The organism is Duganella violaceipulchra (assembly GCF_019166075.1).
GTDB classification, from domain to species: domain Bacteria; phylum Pseudomonadota; class Gammaproteobacteria; order Burkholderiales; family Burkholderiaceae_D; genus Rugamonas; species Rugamonas violaceipulchra.
This window is the reverse complement of sequence record NZ_JAHTGR010000006.1, coordinates 200,113-215,175: the sequence shown is the minus strand read 5'-3', so window position 1 is coordinate 215,175 and position 15,063 is coordinate 200,113. Positions and strand designations below refer to the sequence as shown.

15 protein-coding genes and 1 pseudogene are annotated in these 15,063 nt (G+C 64.3%); 11 read left to right on the top strand and 5 right to left on the bottom strand.

Going from position 1 to position 15,063, the window contains the following annotated elements; translation table 11 throughout:
• Positions 1–2: 2 nt before the first annotated feature.
• The gene (locus tag KVP70_RS13700) at positions 3–2,369 is read right to left on the bottom strand and encodes a diguanylate cyclase domain-containing protein (RefSeq protein WP_229224799.1); all 2,367 of its coding nucleotides are present in this window, start codon (positions 2,367–2,369) and stop codon (positions 3–5) included.
• A gap of 101 nt (positions 2,370–2,470) precedes the next feature.
• Between KVP70_RS13700 and KVP70_RS13695 the strand changes: the two genes are divergently transcribed.
• Positions 2,471–3,121 carry an HAD family hydrolase gene (locus KVP70_RS13695; RefSeq protein WP_217942777.1) on the top strand — a complete coding sequence of 217 codons (651 nt, stop codon included), beginning with the start codon at positions 2,471–2,473 and terminating at the stop codon, positions 3,119–3,121.
• Here KVP70_RS13695 and KVP70_RS13690 read toward each other — a convergent pair.
• Positions 3,118–4,170 (bottom strand): annotated as a pseudogene (locus tag KVP70_RS13690) (methyl-accepting chemotaxis protein); the annotation flags it as partial. The gene KVP70_RS13695 and the pseudogene KVP70_RS13690 overlap by 4 nt on opposite strands.
• A 384-nt stretch (positions 4,171–4,554) precedes the next feature.
• Between KVP70_RS13690 and KVP70_RS13685 the strand changes: the two are divergent.
• Positions 4,555–4,803: a hypothetical protein gene (locus KVP70_RS13685; protein WP_217942776.1), complete on the top strand. Its 249-nt coding sequence runs from the start codon at positions 4,555–4,557 to the stop codon at positions 4,801–4,803.
• Positions 4,804–4,939: 136 nt separating this feature from the next.
• Here KVP70_RS13685 and KVP70_RS13680 read toward each other — a convergent pair whose 3' ends face one another.
• Positions 4,940–5,569, bottom strand: coding sequence for a LysE family translocator (locus tag KVP70_RS13680; protein ID WP_217942775.1), 630 nt, complete (start codon positions 5,567–5,569; stop codon positions 4,940–4,942).
• 85 nt (positions 5,570–5,654) lie between these two features.
• Here KVP70_RS13680 and KVP70_RS13675 point away from each other — a divergent pair, with 85 nt between their 5' ends.
• From KVP70_RS13675 to KVP70_RS13660, 4 genes are read left to right on the top strand one after another with little or no spacing between them, the layout of a single operon-like run.
• Positions 5,655–6,617 (top strand): helix-turn-helix transcriptional regulator, encoded by a 963-nt coding sequence (locus KVP70_RS13675; protein ID WP_217942774.1) that lies wholly within the window; start codon positions 5,655–5,657, stop codon positions 6,615–6,617.
• Between the two features lie 32 nt (positions 6,618–6,649).
• Positions 6,650–7,438: a DNA/RNA non-specific endonuclease gene (locus tag KVP70_RS13670; protein ID WP_217942773.1), complete on the top strand. Its 789-nt coding sequence runs from the start codon at positions 6,650–6,652 to the stop codon at positions 7,436–7,438.
• Complete coding sequence (locus tag KVP70_RS13665; RefSeq protein WP_217942772.1) at positions 7,435–7,683, top strand: hypothetical protein; 249 nt, start codon at positions 7,435–7,437, stop codon at positions 7,681–7,683. Before KVP70_RS13670 ends, KVP70_RS13665 begins: the two co-directional genes overlap by 4 nt.
• Positions 7,684–7,736: 53 nt before the next feature.
• Positions 7,737–9,467, top strand: a complete 1,731-nt coding sequence (locus tag KVP70_RS13660) for a DUF4214 domain-containing protein (RefSeq protein ID WP_217942771.1) — start codon at positions 7,737–7,739, stop codon at positions 9,465–9,467.
• Here KVP70_RS13660 and KVP70_RS13655 read toward each other — a convergent pair.
• Both KVP70_RS13655 and KVP70_RS13650 read right to left on the bottom strand, forming a co-directional pair.
• Positions 9,464–10,450 (bottom strand): sensor domain-containing diguanylate cyclase, encoded by a 987-nt coding sequence (locus KVP70_RS13655; RefSeq protein WP_229224798.1) that lies wholly within the window; start codon positions 10,448–10,450, stop codon positions 9,464–9,466. The two genes, KVP70_RS13660 and KVP70_RS13655, sit on opposite strands and share 4 nt — an antisense overlap.
• Before the next feature lie 23 nt (positions 10,451–10,473).
• On the bottom strand, positions 10,474–11,295 hold the full coding sequence (locus KVP70_RS13650) for a sensor histidine kinase (protein ID WP_217942770.1): 822 nt from the start codon (positions 11,293–11,295) through the stop codon (positions 10,474–10,476).
• Between the two features lie 143 nt (positions 11,296–11,438).
• On the opposite strand from KVP70_RS13650, the gene queE reads away from it, so the two are divergent.
• From queE to ldcA, 5 genes are all read left to right on the top strand, one after another.
• A complete protein-coding gene (gene queE / locus KVP70_RS13645; RefSeq protein ID WP_217942769.1) occupies positions 11,439–12,074 on the top strand; it encodes a 7-carboxy-7-deazaguanine synthase in 636 nt (211 codons plus the stop codon).
• A gap of 2 nt (positions 12,075–12,076) precedes the next feature.
• Positions 12,077–12,523 carry a 6-carboxytetrahydropterin synthase QueD gene (queD, locus tag KVP70_RS13640; protein ID WP_116989189.1) on the top strand — a complete coding sequence of 149 codons (447 nt, stop codon included), beginning with the start codon at positions 12,077–12,079 and terminating at the stop codon, positions 12,521–12,523.
• Positions 12,516–12,998, top strand: coding sequence for a tRNA adenosine(34) deaminase TadA (gene tadA, locus KVP70_RS13635; protein WP_217942768.1), 483 nt, complete (start codon positions 12,516–12,518; stop codon positions 12,996–12,998). The genes queD and tadA overlap by 8 nt, the downstream gene beginning before the upstream one ends.
• Before the next feature lie 85 nt (positions 12,999–13,083).
• Positions 13,084–14,028 carry an alpha/beta fold hydrolase gene (locus KVP70_RS13630; RefSeq protein ID WP_217942767.1) on the top strand — a complete coding sequence of 315 codons (945 nt, stop codon included), beginning with the start codon at positions 13,084–13,086 and terminating at the stop codon, positions 14,026–14,028.
• Between the two features lie 10 nt (positions 14,029–14,038).
• Positions 14,039–14,968, top strand: a complete 930-nt coding sequence (gene ldcA, locus KVP70_RS13625) for a muramoyltetrapeptide carboxypeptidase (RefSeq protein ID WP_217942766.1) — start codon at positions 14,039–14,041, stop codon at positions 14,966–14,968.
• The last annotated feature ends 95 nt before the right edge of the window (positions 14,969–15,063 follow it).

The window sequence follows — 15,063 nt, the reverse complement described above, 5'->3', positions numbered from 1 at the left end:
GTTTAGTTGGCGAGCGCGTAACCGTCGCGGCCCTTACGTTTGGCCGCATACAGCGCGCCGTCGGCTCGCGCTATCAGTTCGGCCGGGCTTTCGGCGTTGCGCTCGTGCAGCGCGATGCCGATGCTGGTGGTGATCCGCATCGGCTGGCCGGCGACGTCGAACGGCCGCCGCACCGATTCGATGATCTTGGCCGCCAGCCGCGCGCATTCGCCGGGACCGTCCACCTGTTCCAACACGATCACGAATTCATCGCCCGCCAGGCGCGCCACCGTATCCGAGGCGCGCACATTGCCCACCAGCCGCGAGGCGAACTCCTTCAATACCGAATCGCCGGCGCCGTGGCCCAGGGTGTCGTTGATGTTCTTGAAGTGGTCGATGTCCAGGTAGGCCAGCGCCAGCGGCCGGCGATTGCGCCTGGACCGCAGCACCGCCAGTTGCAGGATCTCTTCGAACATCAGGCGGTTGGCGATGCCTGTCAAGGAGTCGATGCGTGCCAGCTGTGTCAGGCGTTCTTCGATTTCCTTCATGCGCGTGGTGTCGTGCGTGAGCGAGTAAATGCCGACCACCGTGCCGTCGGCAGCAAGCTCCGGCACGAAGGTTGTCTCCAGCGTGTGCAGGCTGCCGTCGATCTGCGCCTTCAGTTCGTAGGTGACGTTGTGGCCGCGATAGGCCTGTTCCAGATGGGCCTCCGCGTGCTCGTAGTGATCGCGACCGATGCCGTCGACCAGGTGGCGGCCTATCAGTTTGTCCGGCTCGACGCCGAACCACTGGAAGAAGGTGGCGTTGACGAACTGGAAGCGGCGCTTGTGGTCCAGGTAGGAGATCAATACGGGTAAATTGTCGGTCAGGAGTTTCAAGCGCTTTTCGCTGGCGGCCTGGCGCAGCTCGGCGCTCTTGCGCTCGGTGATGTCGACCGCCATCAGGTAGACGCCGGCCACGCTGCCGTCGGCGGCGATGTCGGGTATCAGGTCGCCCATCACCTGCTGTGGTATGCCGTCCTTGCGGCCTTCGCGTTCGTAGTGCACGCGGTCGCCGCGCATCGCCGCATCGTGGTAGGGCGCGATCGAGGCGACAAAATCCTTGCCCAGCACCTCGGACATGGTCCTGCCTATCATCGCCTGCGGATCGAGGCCCAGCATGGTGCGGAAGTATTCGTTGGTGAAGTGGTAGCGGTTGTCCCGGTCGATATACGCAACGATGGCGGGGATGCTGTCGGCGATCATGCGCAGGCGCTTTTCGCTGGCGGCGATCAGGGATTCGCTGTCGCGTATCGCTTCCTGCGCCAGTTCGCGCTCCGCCATCAGTTCGTGGAAGGCGCTGCTTAATTCGCCGATCTCGTCGCGCCGCCGCCTTTGCAGCACGCCGATGCTGACGTCGCCGCTGCGGATGTCGCTGATGTTGCGGCGCAGCCGGCCCAGGGGCTTGAGCAGGGCCTGGATCGCCAGCCACGCCATCAGACCGGCCAGCGCGGCGAAGGCGCCGGCCGCCAGCATCGCGTGGCGGCGCATCTCGATCATCGGCGCGAACGCCTCGTCGACCGGGAAGCGGGCGCCGATGATCCAGTTGGTCGTGGACAGGTGCTTGTACGAGTAGATGCCTTCGCTGCCGTCCTTGTTGGCCGCTTCGGTCCATCCCTCGAAGCCTTGCAGCGCCATTTCGGTGGCGCGGTTGTAGCCAGGCCGCGCATTGATATGCTCCAGCAAGCGCTTCGGATTGGGATGGTGCACCAGGATGCCGCCGGTGGTCATGATGAACATGTAGCCGGTCTTGCCCGGTTTTTGCGCGGCGATCTGGGCCAGGAAGTCGGAGTGGCTCAGATCGATGCTGCCGCCCAGCAGCATCACCGCCTTGCCCTGTGCGTCCAGTACCGGATGGAGGATCATGATGGCGGGTAGGCCGGACAGGATGCTCTTGAACGGCGGCGACACCACCACACGGCCGCCGGCCAGCACCTTTTGCATGAAGGCGCGCGGACGTTCGTCCAGCGCCAGCACGGCGGCGCCTTCGCCCTCGGTGTGTATCAGCACGCCGTTGCGGTTGAAGATGTGCAGATTGAGGAACGCCTTGCGCACGGCCGGATGGCGGGCGACGAAGGCGCTCATGCGCTCGGGGTCTTGTCCGGCGTCGGCAGGCATGGCGTCGGCCAGGCTGGCCAGCAGCGCTTTTTTCGCGGTGATCTGGGCGTCCACCTGCGCGGCGGCGGAGGACAGCAGGGCGTATTGCTGGTTGCCGATCACGCTTTTCATATCGCGTTCGGCCAGCACCAGCGCTACCCAGGTGACGATGACTGTGGCAACCAGCACCAGCATGACGACCACCACCGTCATGCGGAATTTGAGGCTGCGTGGCAGCAGTGCTAAAACGGCCATGTTGCTCTGTTTTTAGTATATTGGACGGAGTATTACATACCCGGCCGTGCAAGACCAGCGGGTACAATGCCAGCTGTGACGATTTACACGGGACAGTGACGATGCTGCGGGCGATTTTGTGGGATAACGATGGCGTGTTGGTGGACACCGAACGCCTGTTTTACGAGGCGAACCGGGAGCTGTTCCTGCCGCTTGGGCTGGAGCTGAGCGAGCAGCACTTTTTCGACTGGTACCTGGCCGATAACTGCGGCGCGTGGCACCTGCTCGATCCGCAGATGGACGAAGCCGGGATGGACGCATGGCGTAGCGAACGCAATCGCCGCTACGCCGCCACGCTGGCTTCGGAGCATATACCGGCCATCGACGGCGTGGGCACGGTGCTCGCCAGCCTGTCGCCGCGCCTGCGCATGGGGGTGGTCACCAGTTCCAACCGCGAGCATTTCGAGATCATCCATCACCGCCTTGATCTGCTGCCGCACTTCGAATTCGTGCTGACGCATGAATCCTACGCGACCAGCAAGCCGTCGCCGGAACCCTATCTGCTGGGCCTTGAACGGCTGGGCGTACAGGCCGGCGACTGCCTGGTGGTGGAGGATTCGCCACGCGGCCTGCAAGCGGCGACTGCGGCCGGCATCCGTTGCATCATCCTGCGCAATGCGCTGACGCGCGGCCATGACTTCCCCGGCGCCTGGCGCGTGGTCGACACCATGCCGCAGCTGCTGGCCGAGATCGAACTGCTGATCGCCGCTTAACGGGCCGAAGAGCGGCGTGCCTGCGGCGCTTCCAGCTCGGCGAAGTGTTCCGACGGATGGGCGCTGGCGCGGCGCGCCGATTTGATCGGCTTGATGCTGGCGCTCTTGCGCGCGCCGCCGTCGCCACTGAGCTTGAACACGCCCACCGCGCCTTGCAGGTGCGCGGCCTGGTCGCGCATGGTGGCCGCCGCCGCCGAGGCTTGCTCCACCAGCGCGGCGTTCTGCTGCGTGGTCTGGTCCATCTCGACGATGGCGCCGTTGATGTGCTCAATGCCGGACAGCTGCTCCTGGCTGGCGGCCGCGATCTCGCTCATGATGTCGGTGAAGCGGCGCACGCTGGCGACGATCTCCGTCATCGTCACGCCGGCCTGGTCGACCAGCCGCGCGCCGGCATCGACCTGGTCGACGGAATCGCCGATCAAACCCTTGATTTCACGCGCCGCCGCGGCCGAGCGCTGCGCCAGGTTGCGCACCTCGTTGGCCACCACGGCGAAGCCGCGACCCTGTTCGCCGGCGCGCGCCGCTTCGACGGCGGCGTTCAGCGCCAGGATGTTGGTCTGGAAGGCGATGCCGTCGATGACGGCGATGATGTCGACGATCTTGCGCGCCGAGGCGTTGATCGAGGCCATGGTGTCCACCACCTGTGCCACCACCGCGCCGCCCTCGCCGGCGACGGCCGAGGCCGACACCGCCAGCTGGTTGGCCTGCTGGGCGTTGGCGGCGTTCTGTTTGACGGTGGACGTCAGTTCCTCCATCGAGGAAGCGGTTTCCTCCAGCGAGCCAGCCTGGCGCTCGGTGCGCTCGGACAGGTCCATATTGCCGGCGGCGATTTCGGCCGAGGCGGTGCTGATGGCTTCGGTGCCGCCGCGCACTTCGGAGACGATGCCGATCAGGCTGGCGTTCATTTCCTTCAGCGCGGCCGACAGCTGGCCGATCTCGTCGCGCGAGCGGATTTCGATGTTGGAACTGAGGTCGCCGCCGGCCACCGTGCGCGCCACCCGCACCGCATGGCGGATCGGACCGACGATGCCGCGCGTGATGAACCAGGCGGTGAACAGGCTCATCACGCCGCCGGCCAGGCCGAGGGCGATCATCAGCGTGCTGTAGAAAGAGGCGATCTGCTGCGCGTTGCCGGCAGCGTGTTCCACGCTGGTGGCGCGCAAGCCCAGGGTGCCGACCGTGACCACCACGGCGAGCATCAACGTTGTTAGTGAAAAGGCAATCGTCAGGCGTCGGCCTATCTTGATATCGGCAATCTTCATGTCTCGTCTTTTATTATGTTTGTAAGAACCGGTATTTGCTCCGGGGAACGGAAAGTGTATCAGCGAACGGTCGTGCGAATCTATAACTTTTAGCAATATTTCGCTGCCGTGCGACGACAGTGTTGCGCTTTCGGTAGCATGGTCCTGCAAACCAGAGTGAAGGAGCACATCATGCCCAAAGGAGCGAGTCCCAAGCGCGAGCGGGAGTACAAGGAACTGGAACACAAATTCGAGAAGGAGGGCCGCTATCCGGGCCGGGAAGAGGAGGTGGCGGCCCGCATCGTCAACAAGCAGCGGGCCGAGGCCGGGGAGACCGAGGACAGCAAGCCCAAGGAAAGCGGCGGCGCCAAGCCCCGCAGTGGCACCGGGCACCGGCGCGCCAATACCACGCGGGCGGCACGCCGCAGCAAGCCGTCTTGACCACAACTTTTACCCATTTGCGGTAAAACGATGTAAAATAGTAAGCAGAGTTGTCGCTATTGAAATAAAACTCAGCCTCTGGTAGGGCGGATGTTTGGAAGGGCTGGAACCGTCGCGGTTCCGGCCCTTTTTGTTTTCAGGCCCAGGCCTGGGTGGCACTGAGCATTGCGGTCAGTATCAGCAGCGCGCCCATCACGCGGGCGGCGACGGTGGCGGCGGCCGGATGGCTGGCGAACCAGCCGCTGGCGCCGCTGGCGGCGTAGGCCAGCGCGCCGTAGACGCCCAGCTGGGTCAGCGCGGTAATGCCTCCCAGAACCCCCGATTGCACCCACAGCGGCCCCTGGCCCGGCTTGAGGAATTGCGGGAAGATCGCCAGCATGAAGATGTAGGCCTTGGGATTGAGCAGGCTGGTGGTCAGCGCGCGGCGGAAGATGACGGCGTCCGCCATCGCCTCGGCGCCCGGCGTCGGGTGGAAGATGCTGTCGCTGCGCAGCAGGCTGTAGCCCATCCAGGCGATGTAGACCGCGCCCGCCAGCAGCATGATCTTGAACAGCGGCGGCCAGCATTGCAGCACCACCGCCACGCCCAGCGCGCCCATGCACAGGTGGCAGAAGCCGCCGGCGATGATGCCGCCCACCGCCGCCATCCCCGAGCGGCGTCCGCCCAGCATCGAGCTGCCCATGACGAAGGCCATGTCCAGGCCGGGCAGGGCAACCACCCCGAATACCACGACAAAATACAGGCCCAGGTTGGCGGTTTGACTCATGTTTTGCTCCTTTGTAGGTGTGTTTGCAGCAGCCTAGCGATTAAATAGGACGGATTTGGCCCTGTATATCTGCTATCTTTGCGGCATGTACCATCCAACCACCCGCGTGCTGGCAGTGCTGGAGCTGCTGCAAACCCACGGCCGCCTGAGCGGCGCCGACCTGGCCGGCCGGCTGGGCGTCGACGGCCGCACCCTGCGGCGCTACATCGTCATGCTGGAGGATCTCGGCATACCGATCACGGCCGAACGTGGCCGCCACGGCGGCTATGCGCTGATGCCGGGCTTCAAATTGCCGCCGATGATGTTCACTGACGACGAGGCGCTGGCCTTGTCGCTGGGCTTGCTGGCGGCACGGGGGCTGGGCCTGGCAGAAGCGGCGCCGGCGGTCGCCAGCGCACAGGCCAAGCTGGGCCGCATCATGCCGGATGGCTTGCGCCAGCGGGTGGACGCTATCGATGAGACGGTGCGGCTGGATCTGCGTTCCATCGTCCAGCAGGGCGGCGTGGCGCAGGACAATGCGGTGCTCACGGCGCTCAGCCTGGCCGCCAAGTCGCGCCGGCGCGTGCATCTGCACTACTGTTCCGGCGGCATCGACAGCGAACGCGACGTCGATACCTACGGCCTGGTGTATTACGGCGGCTTTTGGTACGCCGTCGGGCACTGTCATCTGCGCGCCGACATCCGCACCTTCCGCCTCGACCGCGTGGCGCAGGTGGCGCCGGCGCGCGGCCAGTTCCAGTTGCCGGCCGGCTTCGACACACTGCTGCATCTGCGGCAGTCGGTGGCGGCGCTGCCACGCAAGTTCGCCGCCACGATCTTGCTGGAGACCGACCTGGCCACCGCGCGCAGCGCCTTTATCGACACCATCGGCTTGTTCGAGCAATCGGCGGAGGGGATTTTGCTGCACAACCAGTCCGACGAACTGGGCTGGCTGGCGCGGCAACTGGCGGCGGCGCCCTTTGCCTTCACGGTGCTGGCGCCGGCCGCCTTGCGCGATGAGCTGCGCACGGTTGCCGAGCGCTTGTTGCAGGCTGCCAAGCTCCGCTAGAATGCCGCCACGCTAATTTATCCGAAGGAACTATGTACCTGATTCAACGAACCGTCGCTGCGGCGGCGCTCGCTTGCGGACTGCTGGGCGCCAGCCTGGCCTGGGCCGGCAACTGTCCCGCGCATTATGTCGATGGCCGCCTGCCGGAGGTCCGCAACGCCAAGATGGCCGCCGCCACCACCGAGTTGTGCTACGGCGTATTCGGTGTCATGCATTCCGGGATCACGCGCACGCCGCTGTGGTCGGCCGAGCACCTGACCGCCGATAACATCGATGCCGCCAAGAATTTGTCACGCGAGAATTCCTTCCATACAGAGCAGCAGTTGCCCGCCAGCCTGCGCGCCGAGCTGTCCGACTACGCCCGCAGCGGCTACGACCGCGGCCACATGGCGCCGAACGGCGACATGCCGGACCGCGAGACCCAGCACGAAAGCTTCACACTGGCGAACATGGTGCCGCAGGACGCGGACAATAACCGTCATGTGTGGGCCGGCATCGAAGGCGCGGTGCGCAAGCTGGCGCAGAAGGAGGGCGACCTGTACGTGATTACCGGCCCGGCCTTCATCGGCGGCAATTTGCAGAAGGCTGGCAATGTGCTGGTGCCCAGTCATTTGTACAAGCTGGTGTACAGCCCGCGCCAGCGCGCAGGGGCGGCGTTCTTTATCGAAAACCGCGCCGACGCGGAATATGAAACACTGAGCGTGGCGCAGCTGGAAGCGCGGATCGGCATCAATCTGCTGCCGTCGCTGCCGGCCAGTCAGAAAGAGGCGATGTTGCGCCTGCCGAAAGTCAAACCACGTAAATCCCGGAGCCTGTCATGAGTAAATTTGTCCCTTACGCCAACGAATCGGACGTACTGAACATCGGCCAGCTGTCGATCGAGAACCGGCTGGATCGCATCACCCTCAGCGGTGATGTCGACCTGACCGCCGACCAGGCCGGGCTGGCCGACGCCCGCGCCCTGCATGCCTTGTTGGGCGATGTGGTGGCGCGCCTGGAGGCGCAAAAATTGCCCGCCAAATTGCCGCCGCCGGCCCTTCTCACGGTGCCGAATCCATTTGACTAGGTGGATACTGATGATACTATGAAGCAATCGTACTCACTCGCCTTGGCTACATCATGACTTTCTTCACGACCGGTAATAATTCAATCGATGCGCTGGTCTACAGCAGCTGGACCACCAATCCCGGCAAGCCGGTCTCGTTGACCTACAGCTTCATGAATGTGGCGCCGAGCGACGGCAGCGCCGACGACGTCAACGGCTTCGCGCCGATGTCGTTCGCGCAGCAGCAGGCAGTGCGCACGGCGCTGGCGAGTTGGGCGGCGGTTGCCGATGTCACATTCTCCGAAGTATCTTCGGGCGGTAATATCCAGTTGGCGACCAATGACCAGGGCAACCAGAGCAGCGGCTACGCGTATTTGCCGAATGGTGGCGATCCGACTTATTTGTTCCTCAACAATACCGATAGGACGAATACCGTCTACACCGCCGGCAGCTTCGGACCTTCGGTGCTGATCCACGAGTTGGGACATACGCTGGGTTTGAAGCACCCCGGTAACTACAATTCGACCGGCGGGGATATCGACGGCCCCTTCCTGCCGACGGCAACGGACAACCTGGATTACACCCAGATGTCGTACAACACCGGCTCTGGCTACCAGTTGAGCCACCAGTACGGCACCACGCCGGCGCTGTACGACATCCAGGCGATGCAGTACCTGTACGGCGCCAATATGGCCTATCATGCCGGAGACGACCTCTACAGCTTTGTGCGGAGCTCGCCGTCGCAGTGCATCTGGGATGCGGGCGGCTCGGATGTGTTTGATTTCAGAGGCTGCACCGACGCCGTCACCATCAATCTCAACGCCGGCAGCTTCAGCTCGACCGCCCCGGGCTACAACAATATCTCGATCGCCTACAACGTGACGATCGAGCTAGCGATCGCCGGTTCCGGCGGTTCGACGATTTATGCCAACAACAACGGCAACGTGATTGCCGGCGGCAAGGGTGCCGATGTCGTCTACGAAGGCGCCGGCAGCGATACGATCTCCGGCGGTGATGGCGTCGACACCGTGGTGTTCTCCGGCGCCTTTGCCCACTACGCTCTGTCCGGCAATATGGCTGACCTGATTGTGACTGGCGACGGCACTGATCGGCTGAGCGAGGTGGAACTCTTGCAATTTGGCGACCGTACCATCGACCTGTCCGGCGGCGGCAAGATTTTGAAGGGTTCCGCCGCGAACGACGTGCTGGTCGCCGGCCCCGGCAACGATTACATCGACAGCGGGGCGGGCTTCGATACCGTCAATTACAGCGGGGCGCGCAGCAACTACACGGTCAGCGCCAGCGGCGGCGACTTTACCGTCACCGACAACGCCGGCTCGGGCGGACACGACACATTGACCGGCGTCGAGCGGCTTTACTTCGACAGCGGTAACGCCGTCGCGCTGGACGTCGAACGCCACGAGATAGGCGGCGAGGCGTATCGGCTGTACCAGTCCGCATTTCACCGGGCGCCCGATCTGGGCGGCCTCGGCTTCTGGATACGGGTGCTGGACCACGGCTTCACGCTGGATCAGATGGCCGAGCAATTCCTGCTCAGCGCGGAGTTCACCGCCACCTACGGCGCCAACCTGTCCGATACGGACTTCGTCTACCAGGTGTATCGCAATTCGCTGGGCCGCGAGCCGGACGCCGGAGGCGCCCAGTTCTACATCCATAACATCGCCATCGGTGCGATCTCGCGCGCGGGCGTGTTGGCCGACATCTCCGAATCGCCGGAAAATGTGGGCCACCTGGCCACCATCATCGGCAGCGGATTTGACTACGCCTTTGATCCCACCACCTAAGGCGATTCCGGCAGGCTGATGCGGTTGCGGCCCATGTGCTTGGCGCGGTACAGCGCCGAGTCGGCCGTGGCCACCAACTGGCTGGGATCGCTGCCCGGCGCCGCCAGCGCGGTGGCCGCGCCTATGCTCACCGTCACCACATGTTGCGCGCTGCCCAGGTTGGGCAGGTGCAGTTGCTCGACCCTGCAGCGGATGCGTTCGGCCACGATGGCCGCGCCTTTCAGCGACTGGTTGGGCAGGATCACGGCGAATTCCTCGCCGCCGTAGCGCGCCACCAGGTCGTTGGCGCGCATCTCGCTCGACACCGCGCAGGCGATTCTTTGCAGGCATTCGTCGCCGCCCAGGTGGCCGTAGGCGTCGTTGTATTGCTTGAAGTTGTCGACGTCGACCATCAACAGCGACAAGGGCTGTTGCTGGCGCAACGCGCGCTGCCACTCGGCTTGCAGGGTGTCGTCGAAGCAGCGGCGATTGGCCAGGCCGGTCAGGCCGTCGCGCGTGGCCAGCTGCTCCAGCGCCACTTGCGCGCGCTTCTCGTCGGTGACGTCGCGCAAGGTTTCTGCGACCGCGACCAGCTTGCCGTCGGCGTCCAGGATGGGGCTGGCGTCGGCCGCCAGGTAGCGCCGCCGTCCCACGCGCGGCATATCGCACCAGTTTTCCGCCCGCAGCCCGCTGTCGTTGTCGTTGCGCCGGGCGTGCTGGTGGTACAGGGTCTGGACGTCGGCGTCGCGGCCCTGGATCACCAGGTCGGCCAGCGTCGGGCGCTGCTCGTGATAGAAGCTTTTCCAATGGTCGGCAGTGCCCAGCACCTCCCAGGCGTCGACGCCGGTCAGGCGCTCGCAGGCCCGGTTCCAGATGATGACCTTGCCGTGGATGTCGATCACGAAAGTCGGGATGACCAGCAATTCCATCAGTTTCAGCGCGAAGCCGTGTTGCATGTCGGCTTGCGAGAATTCCATCAGGTGCTGGATTTTTTGAGTGGGCATGGGTGGTCCCCGTAATCGGTGGTTTATTGGAGCGGGAAAGACATGGTCAGCGCCGTGCCGTGGCCGGGCTGGCTCGAGATGTCGAAACGGCCGCCGGCCTCGGCCACGCGCTGGGCGATGCCGCGCAGGCCGCAGCCGCGCCGGGCCGGCGGGTCGGGCAGGCCGACGCCGTTGTCGCGCACGGTCAGGCTCAGGCCGTCGGCCACCCGGCACAGGCCGATGCACACTTCGGACGCTTGGGCGTGGCGCGCAATATTGCTCAACGATTCTTGCAGGACGCGGAACACCACGGCGTCCATGCGCTCGTCGGCGGGAATGCTGAAGGCGGCCGGCTCGGCTTCCAGCCGGCAGGGGATGCCGCTGAGCCGCGAAAACTGCTCCAATTGTTGCTGGACCGCGCCTTGCAGGCCGCTTTCCAACTGTTCCGGCTGCAAATCGCGGACAATGGTGCGCAGGGCGCGGCTGGCCGCCTGTACCCTGGCCTCGACCTGGGCCAGCGGCTGGGCCAGCGTTGCGTGGCGCTGCGCCAACGCGGCGATGTCGAAGGACATGGCCAGCAAATGCTGGCCCATGTCGTCATGCAGGTCGCGGGCGATGCGGCGGCGCTCGGCGTCCCGCAGCGACTGCTGGCTGGCGCCGAGGCGCGCCACCTGCAGGCGGGTGTCGCCCAGCGCCTGTTCGGCCAGTTCGCGGCGGCCGCGTTCTTCGGCCAACTTGCTTTCCTGCCGGATCAGGGCGCGGTGCAGGCGCCGCTGTCGCCACAGCAGCAACAGGGCTATGCCGGCAAGCATGACGGCGCCGGCGATAATGACATCGATTTCCAGGAGCGGTTGAGCGTAGCGCATGATTGATCTTCCCCGGTTAGCGTCCACCAGACCAACATATCGTGGTTGCTGCGCGGTAGCATTGTGAAATGTCAACTTCTACCGGCATAGACCGAAAAGTGTAGCGTAAGATATAATTGAGGGTTGTCCTACTGGGAACTGCCGTGACGTACAGCATCAAAGAGATTTTTTACACGCTGCAAGGTGAGGGCGCCCACGCCGGGCGTCCCGCCGTGTTCTGCCGTTTTTCCGGCTGCAATCTGTGGACCGGACGCGAGAGCGACCGCGCCAGCGCCGTCTGCCAGTTCTGCGATACCGATTTTGTCGGCACCGACGGCGAAGGCGGCGGCAAGTTCACCACGCCGGAAGCGCTTGCCGCCACCATCAACGCCTTGTGGCCCGAAGCCTACACGGCCAGTAAATACGTGGTGTTCACCGGCGGCGAACCGCTGTTGCAGCTCGATACCGCGCTGATCGCCGCGATGCACGCGGTCGGCTTTACGATTGCGATTGAAACCAACGGCACGCTGCCGGTCCCCGAAGGCGTGGACTGGATCTGCGTCAGCCCGAAGATGGGTTCCAGGCTGGTGGTGACCAAGGGCAGCGAAATCAAGGTGGTGATCCCGCAAACCGGCCAGGACCTGGGCGCCTACGAGCAACTGGACTTCGAGAATTTCTTTGTGCAGGCCATGGATGGCCCGCTGGCCGAGTTCAATCTCAAACTGGCGATCGAAACCTGCAAGCGCAACCCGAAATGGAAGCTGAGCTTGCAAACCCATAAACTTTTACAGATACCTTAATCATGCTGACCATTACCCGCAAGCTGGAATTCGACGCCGGCCACCGCATCCCCGATCACAAGAGCCAGTGCCGCAACCTGCATGGCCACCGCTACACGCTGGAAATCACGCTGACCGGCAACATCATCACGGCCGAAGGCAATTCCGACAACGGCATGATCATGGACTTCTCCGACATCAAGGCGCTGGCCAAGGAACACCTGGTCGACGTCTGGGACCATTCCTTCATTGTCTACGAAAAGGATGCCGCGGTGCGCGACTTCCTGGCGACGCTGCCGGGCCACAAGACCGTGGTGATTGACCGCATTCCGACTGTGGAAAACCTGGCCCACGTGGCGTTCGGCATCCTGAAGGCGGCCTACAAGGACCGCTACGGCACCGGCCTGCACCTGCACAAGCTGGTGCTGCACGAAACCCCAAACTGCTGGGCAGAAATCACCGATGCCTGACCAGGATTTTATGCGGCAGGCGCTGGAACAGGCCCAACACGCATGGGACCTGGGCGAGGTGCCGGTCGGCGCGGTCGTGGTCAAGGACGGCGTGGTGATCGCGCGCGGCTACAACCAGCCGATCGGCCGGCATGATCCGACCGCGCACGCGGAAATCGTCGCGCTGCGGGCGGCGGCCGAGGCGCTGGGCAACTACCGCCTGCCGGGCTGCGAGCTGTATGTGACGCTGGAGCCGTGCGTGATGTGCTCCGGTGCGATGATGCACGCGCGCCTGGCCAAGGTGGTGTACGGCGCCACCGATCCCAAGACTGGCGCCTGCGGCTCGGTGCTCAATCTGTTCGAGCAGGAGCAGCTCAATCACCACACGGCGATCGCCGGCGGCGTCATGGCCGAGGAGTGCGGCGCCATGCTGAAATCCTTCTTTGCCGCCCGCCGCGCCGCGGCCGCCGCGGCAAAGCGCAACACTTCAGAATAGCGGCGATTTTCCCCGGTCCGGTAAAAATGGTATGCTCAAGCTACTGTCACCGGCACTGATACAGGCGCCATCGAGGGAGGTCGTTTTGGCTACCGCACAAGCTAACGGAATCACGATTGCGTACGAGGCCAGCGGCAATCCGCTGGACCCGCCGGTGCTGTTGATCATGGGCCTGGGCATGCAGTTGATTGCCTGGCCGCAGGACCTGGTCGACGGCCTGGCCGAGCAGGGCTATTACGTGATCCGCTACGACAACCGCGACATCGGCCTGTCGAGCAAGTTCGAACATCTCAAGCAACCCAATCTGATACTGGCCTACCTGAAATCGCTGGTGGGATGGAAGCAGGCGCCGGCCTACACGCTGCACGACATGGCCGACGACGCGCTTGGCCTGCTCGATGCACTCGGTATTGCGGGCGTACACCTGGTCGGGGTATCGATGGGCGGCATGATCGCGCAGATCTTCGCCGCGCGCCACGGCAAGCGCACCTTGAGCCTGAGCTCGATCATGTCCAGCAGCGGCCGGCGCGGCCTGCCGGGCCCGACCCCGGCCGCGCGCAATGCACTGATGCGCGCGCCCGCCGCTCCGCACAACCGGCGCGACGTGATCGACCGCATGGTGCAGGTGTTCCGCATCATCGGCAGCCCGTCGTTCCCGACGCCGGAGCGCCAGCTGCGCGAGAACATCGAACGGGCGCTGGACCGCAGCGTCTATCCGGCCGGCATGGCGCGGCAGATGGTGGCCATCGTCGCGTCCGGCGACCGCACGCCGCTGCTGCGCACGATCAGTTGTCCGGCCATGGTGATCCATGGCGCGGCCGATCCGTTGGTGCCGCTGGCCTGCGGCGCCGATACGGCGGCCGCGATTCCCAACGCCCGTCTGCACGTGATCGAAGGCATGGGCCACGACTTGCCACCGCAATTGATAGAGCGCTTGCTTGCCTTGCTTGAGCAACATCTGCGCGGTAATATATTGCCGGACATTTCTCCGCTGACGCCCCGTCGGGCGGGCAGCGGCACCCATCACTGACTGAGACACTTTGAGCACATCGACTATCGGCATCGCCATCGCGGCCACGGGCGGCTACGCGCCGGACCACGCGGCACTGCAACACGGCATTGAGCGCTTGCGCCAGCAAGGTCATCTGGTCCACAACTATTATGACGACGATAAAAAATTCCAGCGCTTCGCCGGCACCGACGCCGGCCGCCTGGCGCAGCTGAACGCGGCCGCCGCCGATCCCGAGGTGCAGGTGGTGATCGCGCTGCGGGGCTCCTACGGCATGAGCCGTTTGCTGCCCTCGATTGATTTCCGGGCGATGGCCGATAGCGGTAAATTATTCGTCGGCTACAGCGACTTCACGGCGTTCCAGATGGCGTTGATGAAGCAGACCGGTCGCATCAGCTTTGGCGGCCCGATGATGTGCGACGATTTCATCCGCGAGACGCCGGTCGACTATACCTTGCAGCAGTTCTGGGATTGCCTGCGCGGCCCGGTGCACACGGTGCGCGGCGCGGTGGCGAAGGGCGGCTCGGACAATCCGCTGGTCGATGTCAGCGGCAAGCTGTGGGGCGGCAACCTGGCGATGATGGTCAGCCTGCTGGGCACGCCGTACTTCTCGACCCAGGCGGACGGCATCCTGTTCCTGGAGGATATCAGCGAGCATCCCTACCGGGTCGAGCGCATGGTGCTGCAACTGCTGTACGCCGGCGCGCTGGAAGGCCAGCGGGCGCTGGTGTTGGGCGACTTTTCGGGCTACAAGCTCAGCGCCTTCGACAATGGCTATGATTTCGAAACCATGCTGGCCTACCTGCGCGAGCGGCTGCCGATGCCGGTGCTGACCGGACTGCCGTTCGGCCACGTCAAGCAGCGCGCGACGCTGCCATACGGCGGCATGGCGCACCTGGTATCGACTGAGCGGGGCTTCGATCTGAGCATCAGCGACTATCCGACGTTGGCGGGAGTCTGATGGTTTAGGGACACACTTTTGTTGCGCCATGGATGGATTGATTGACGGGCGTCCAGGCCGGTAGTAAAACGGTACTTGCATCGGTGAACTTGTCG

Excerpts from the sequence above, each read along its gene's own strand:
- KVP70_RS13700 (WP_229224799.1), bottom strand. The coding sequence starts at position 2,369 with ATGGCCGTTTTAGCACTGCTGCCACGCAGCCTCAAATTCCGCATGACG.
- KVP70_RS13695 (WP_217942777.1), top strand. The coding sequence starts at position 2,471 with ATGCTGCGGGCGATTTTGTGGGATAACGATGGCGTGTTGGTGGACACC.
- KVP70_RS13685 (WP_217942776.1), top strand. The coding sequence starts at position 4,555 with ATGCCCAAAGGAGCGAGTCCCAAGCGCGAGCGGGAGTACAAGGAACTG.
- KVP70_RS13680 (WP_217942775.1), bottom strand. The coding sequence starts at position 5,569 with ATGAGTCAAACCGCCAACCTGGGCCTGTATTTTGTCGTGGTATTCGGG.
- KVP70_RS13675 (WP_217942774.1), top strand. The coding sequence starts at position 5,655 with ATGTACCATCCAACCACCCGCGTGCTGGCAGTGCTGGAGCTGCTGCAA.
- KVP70_RS13670 (WP_217942773.1), top strand. The coding sequence starts at position 6,650 with ATGTACCTGATTCAACGAACCGTCGCTGCGGCGGCGCTCGCTTGCGGA.
- KVP70_RS13665 (WP_217942772.1), top strand. The coding sequence starts at position 7,435 with ATGAGTAAATTTGTCCCTTACGCCAACGAATCGGACGTACTGAACATC.
- KVP70_RS13660 (WP_217942771.1), top strand. The coding sequence starts at position 7,737 with ATGACTTTCTTCACGACCGGTAATAATTCAATCGATGCGCTGGTCTAC.
- KVP70_RS13655 (WP_229224798.1), bottom strand. The coding sequence starts at position 10,450 with ATGCCCACTCAAAAAATCCAGCACCTGATGGAATTCTCGCAAGCCGAC.
- KVP70_RS13650 (WP_217942770.1), bottom strand. The coding sequence starts at position 11,295 with ATGCGCTACGCTCAACCGCTCCTGGAAATCGATGTCATTATCGCCGGC.
- queD (WP_116989189.1), top strand. The coding sequence starts at position 12,077 with ATGCTGACCATTACCCGCAAGCTGGAATTCGACGCCGGCCACCGCATC.
- tadA (WP_217942768.1), top strand. The coding sequence starts at position 12,516 with ATGCCTGACCAGGATTTTATGCGGCAGGCGCTGGAACAGGCCCAACAC.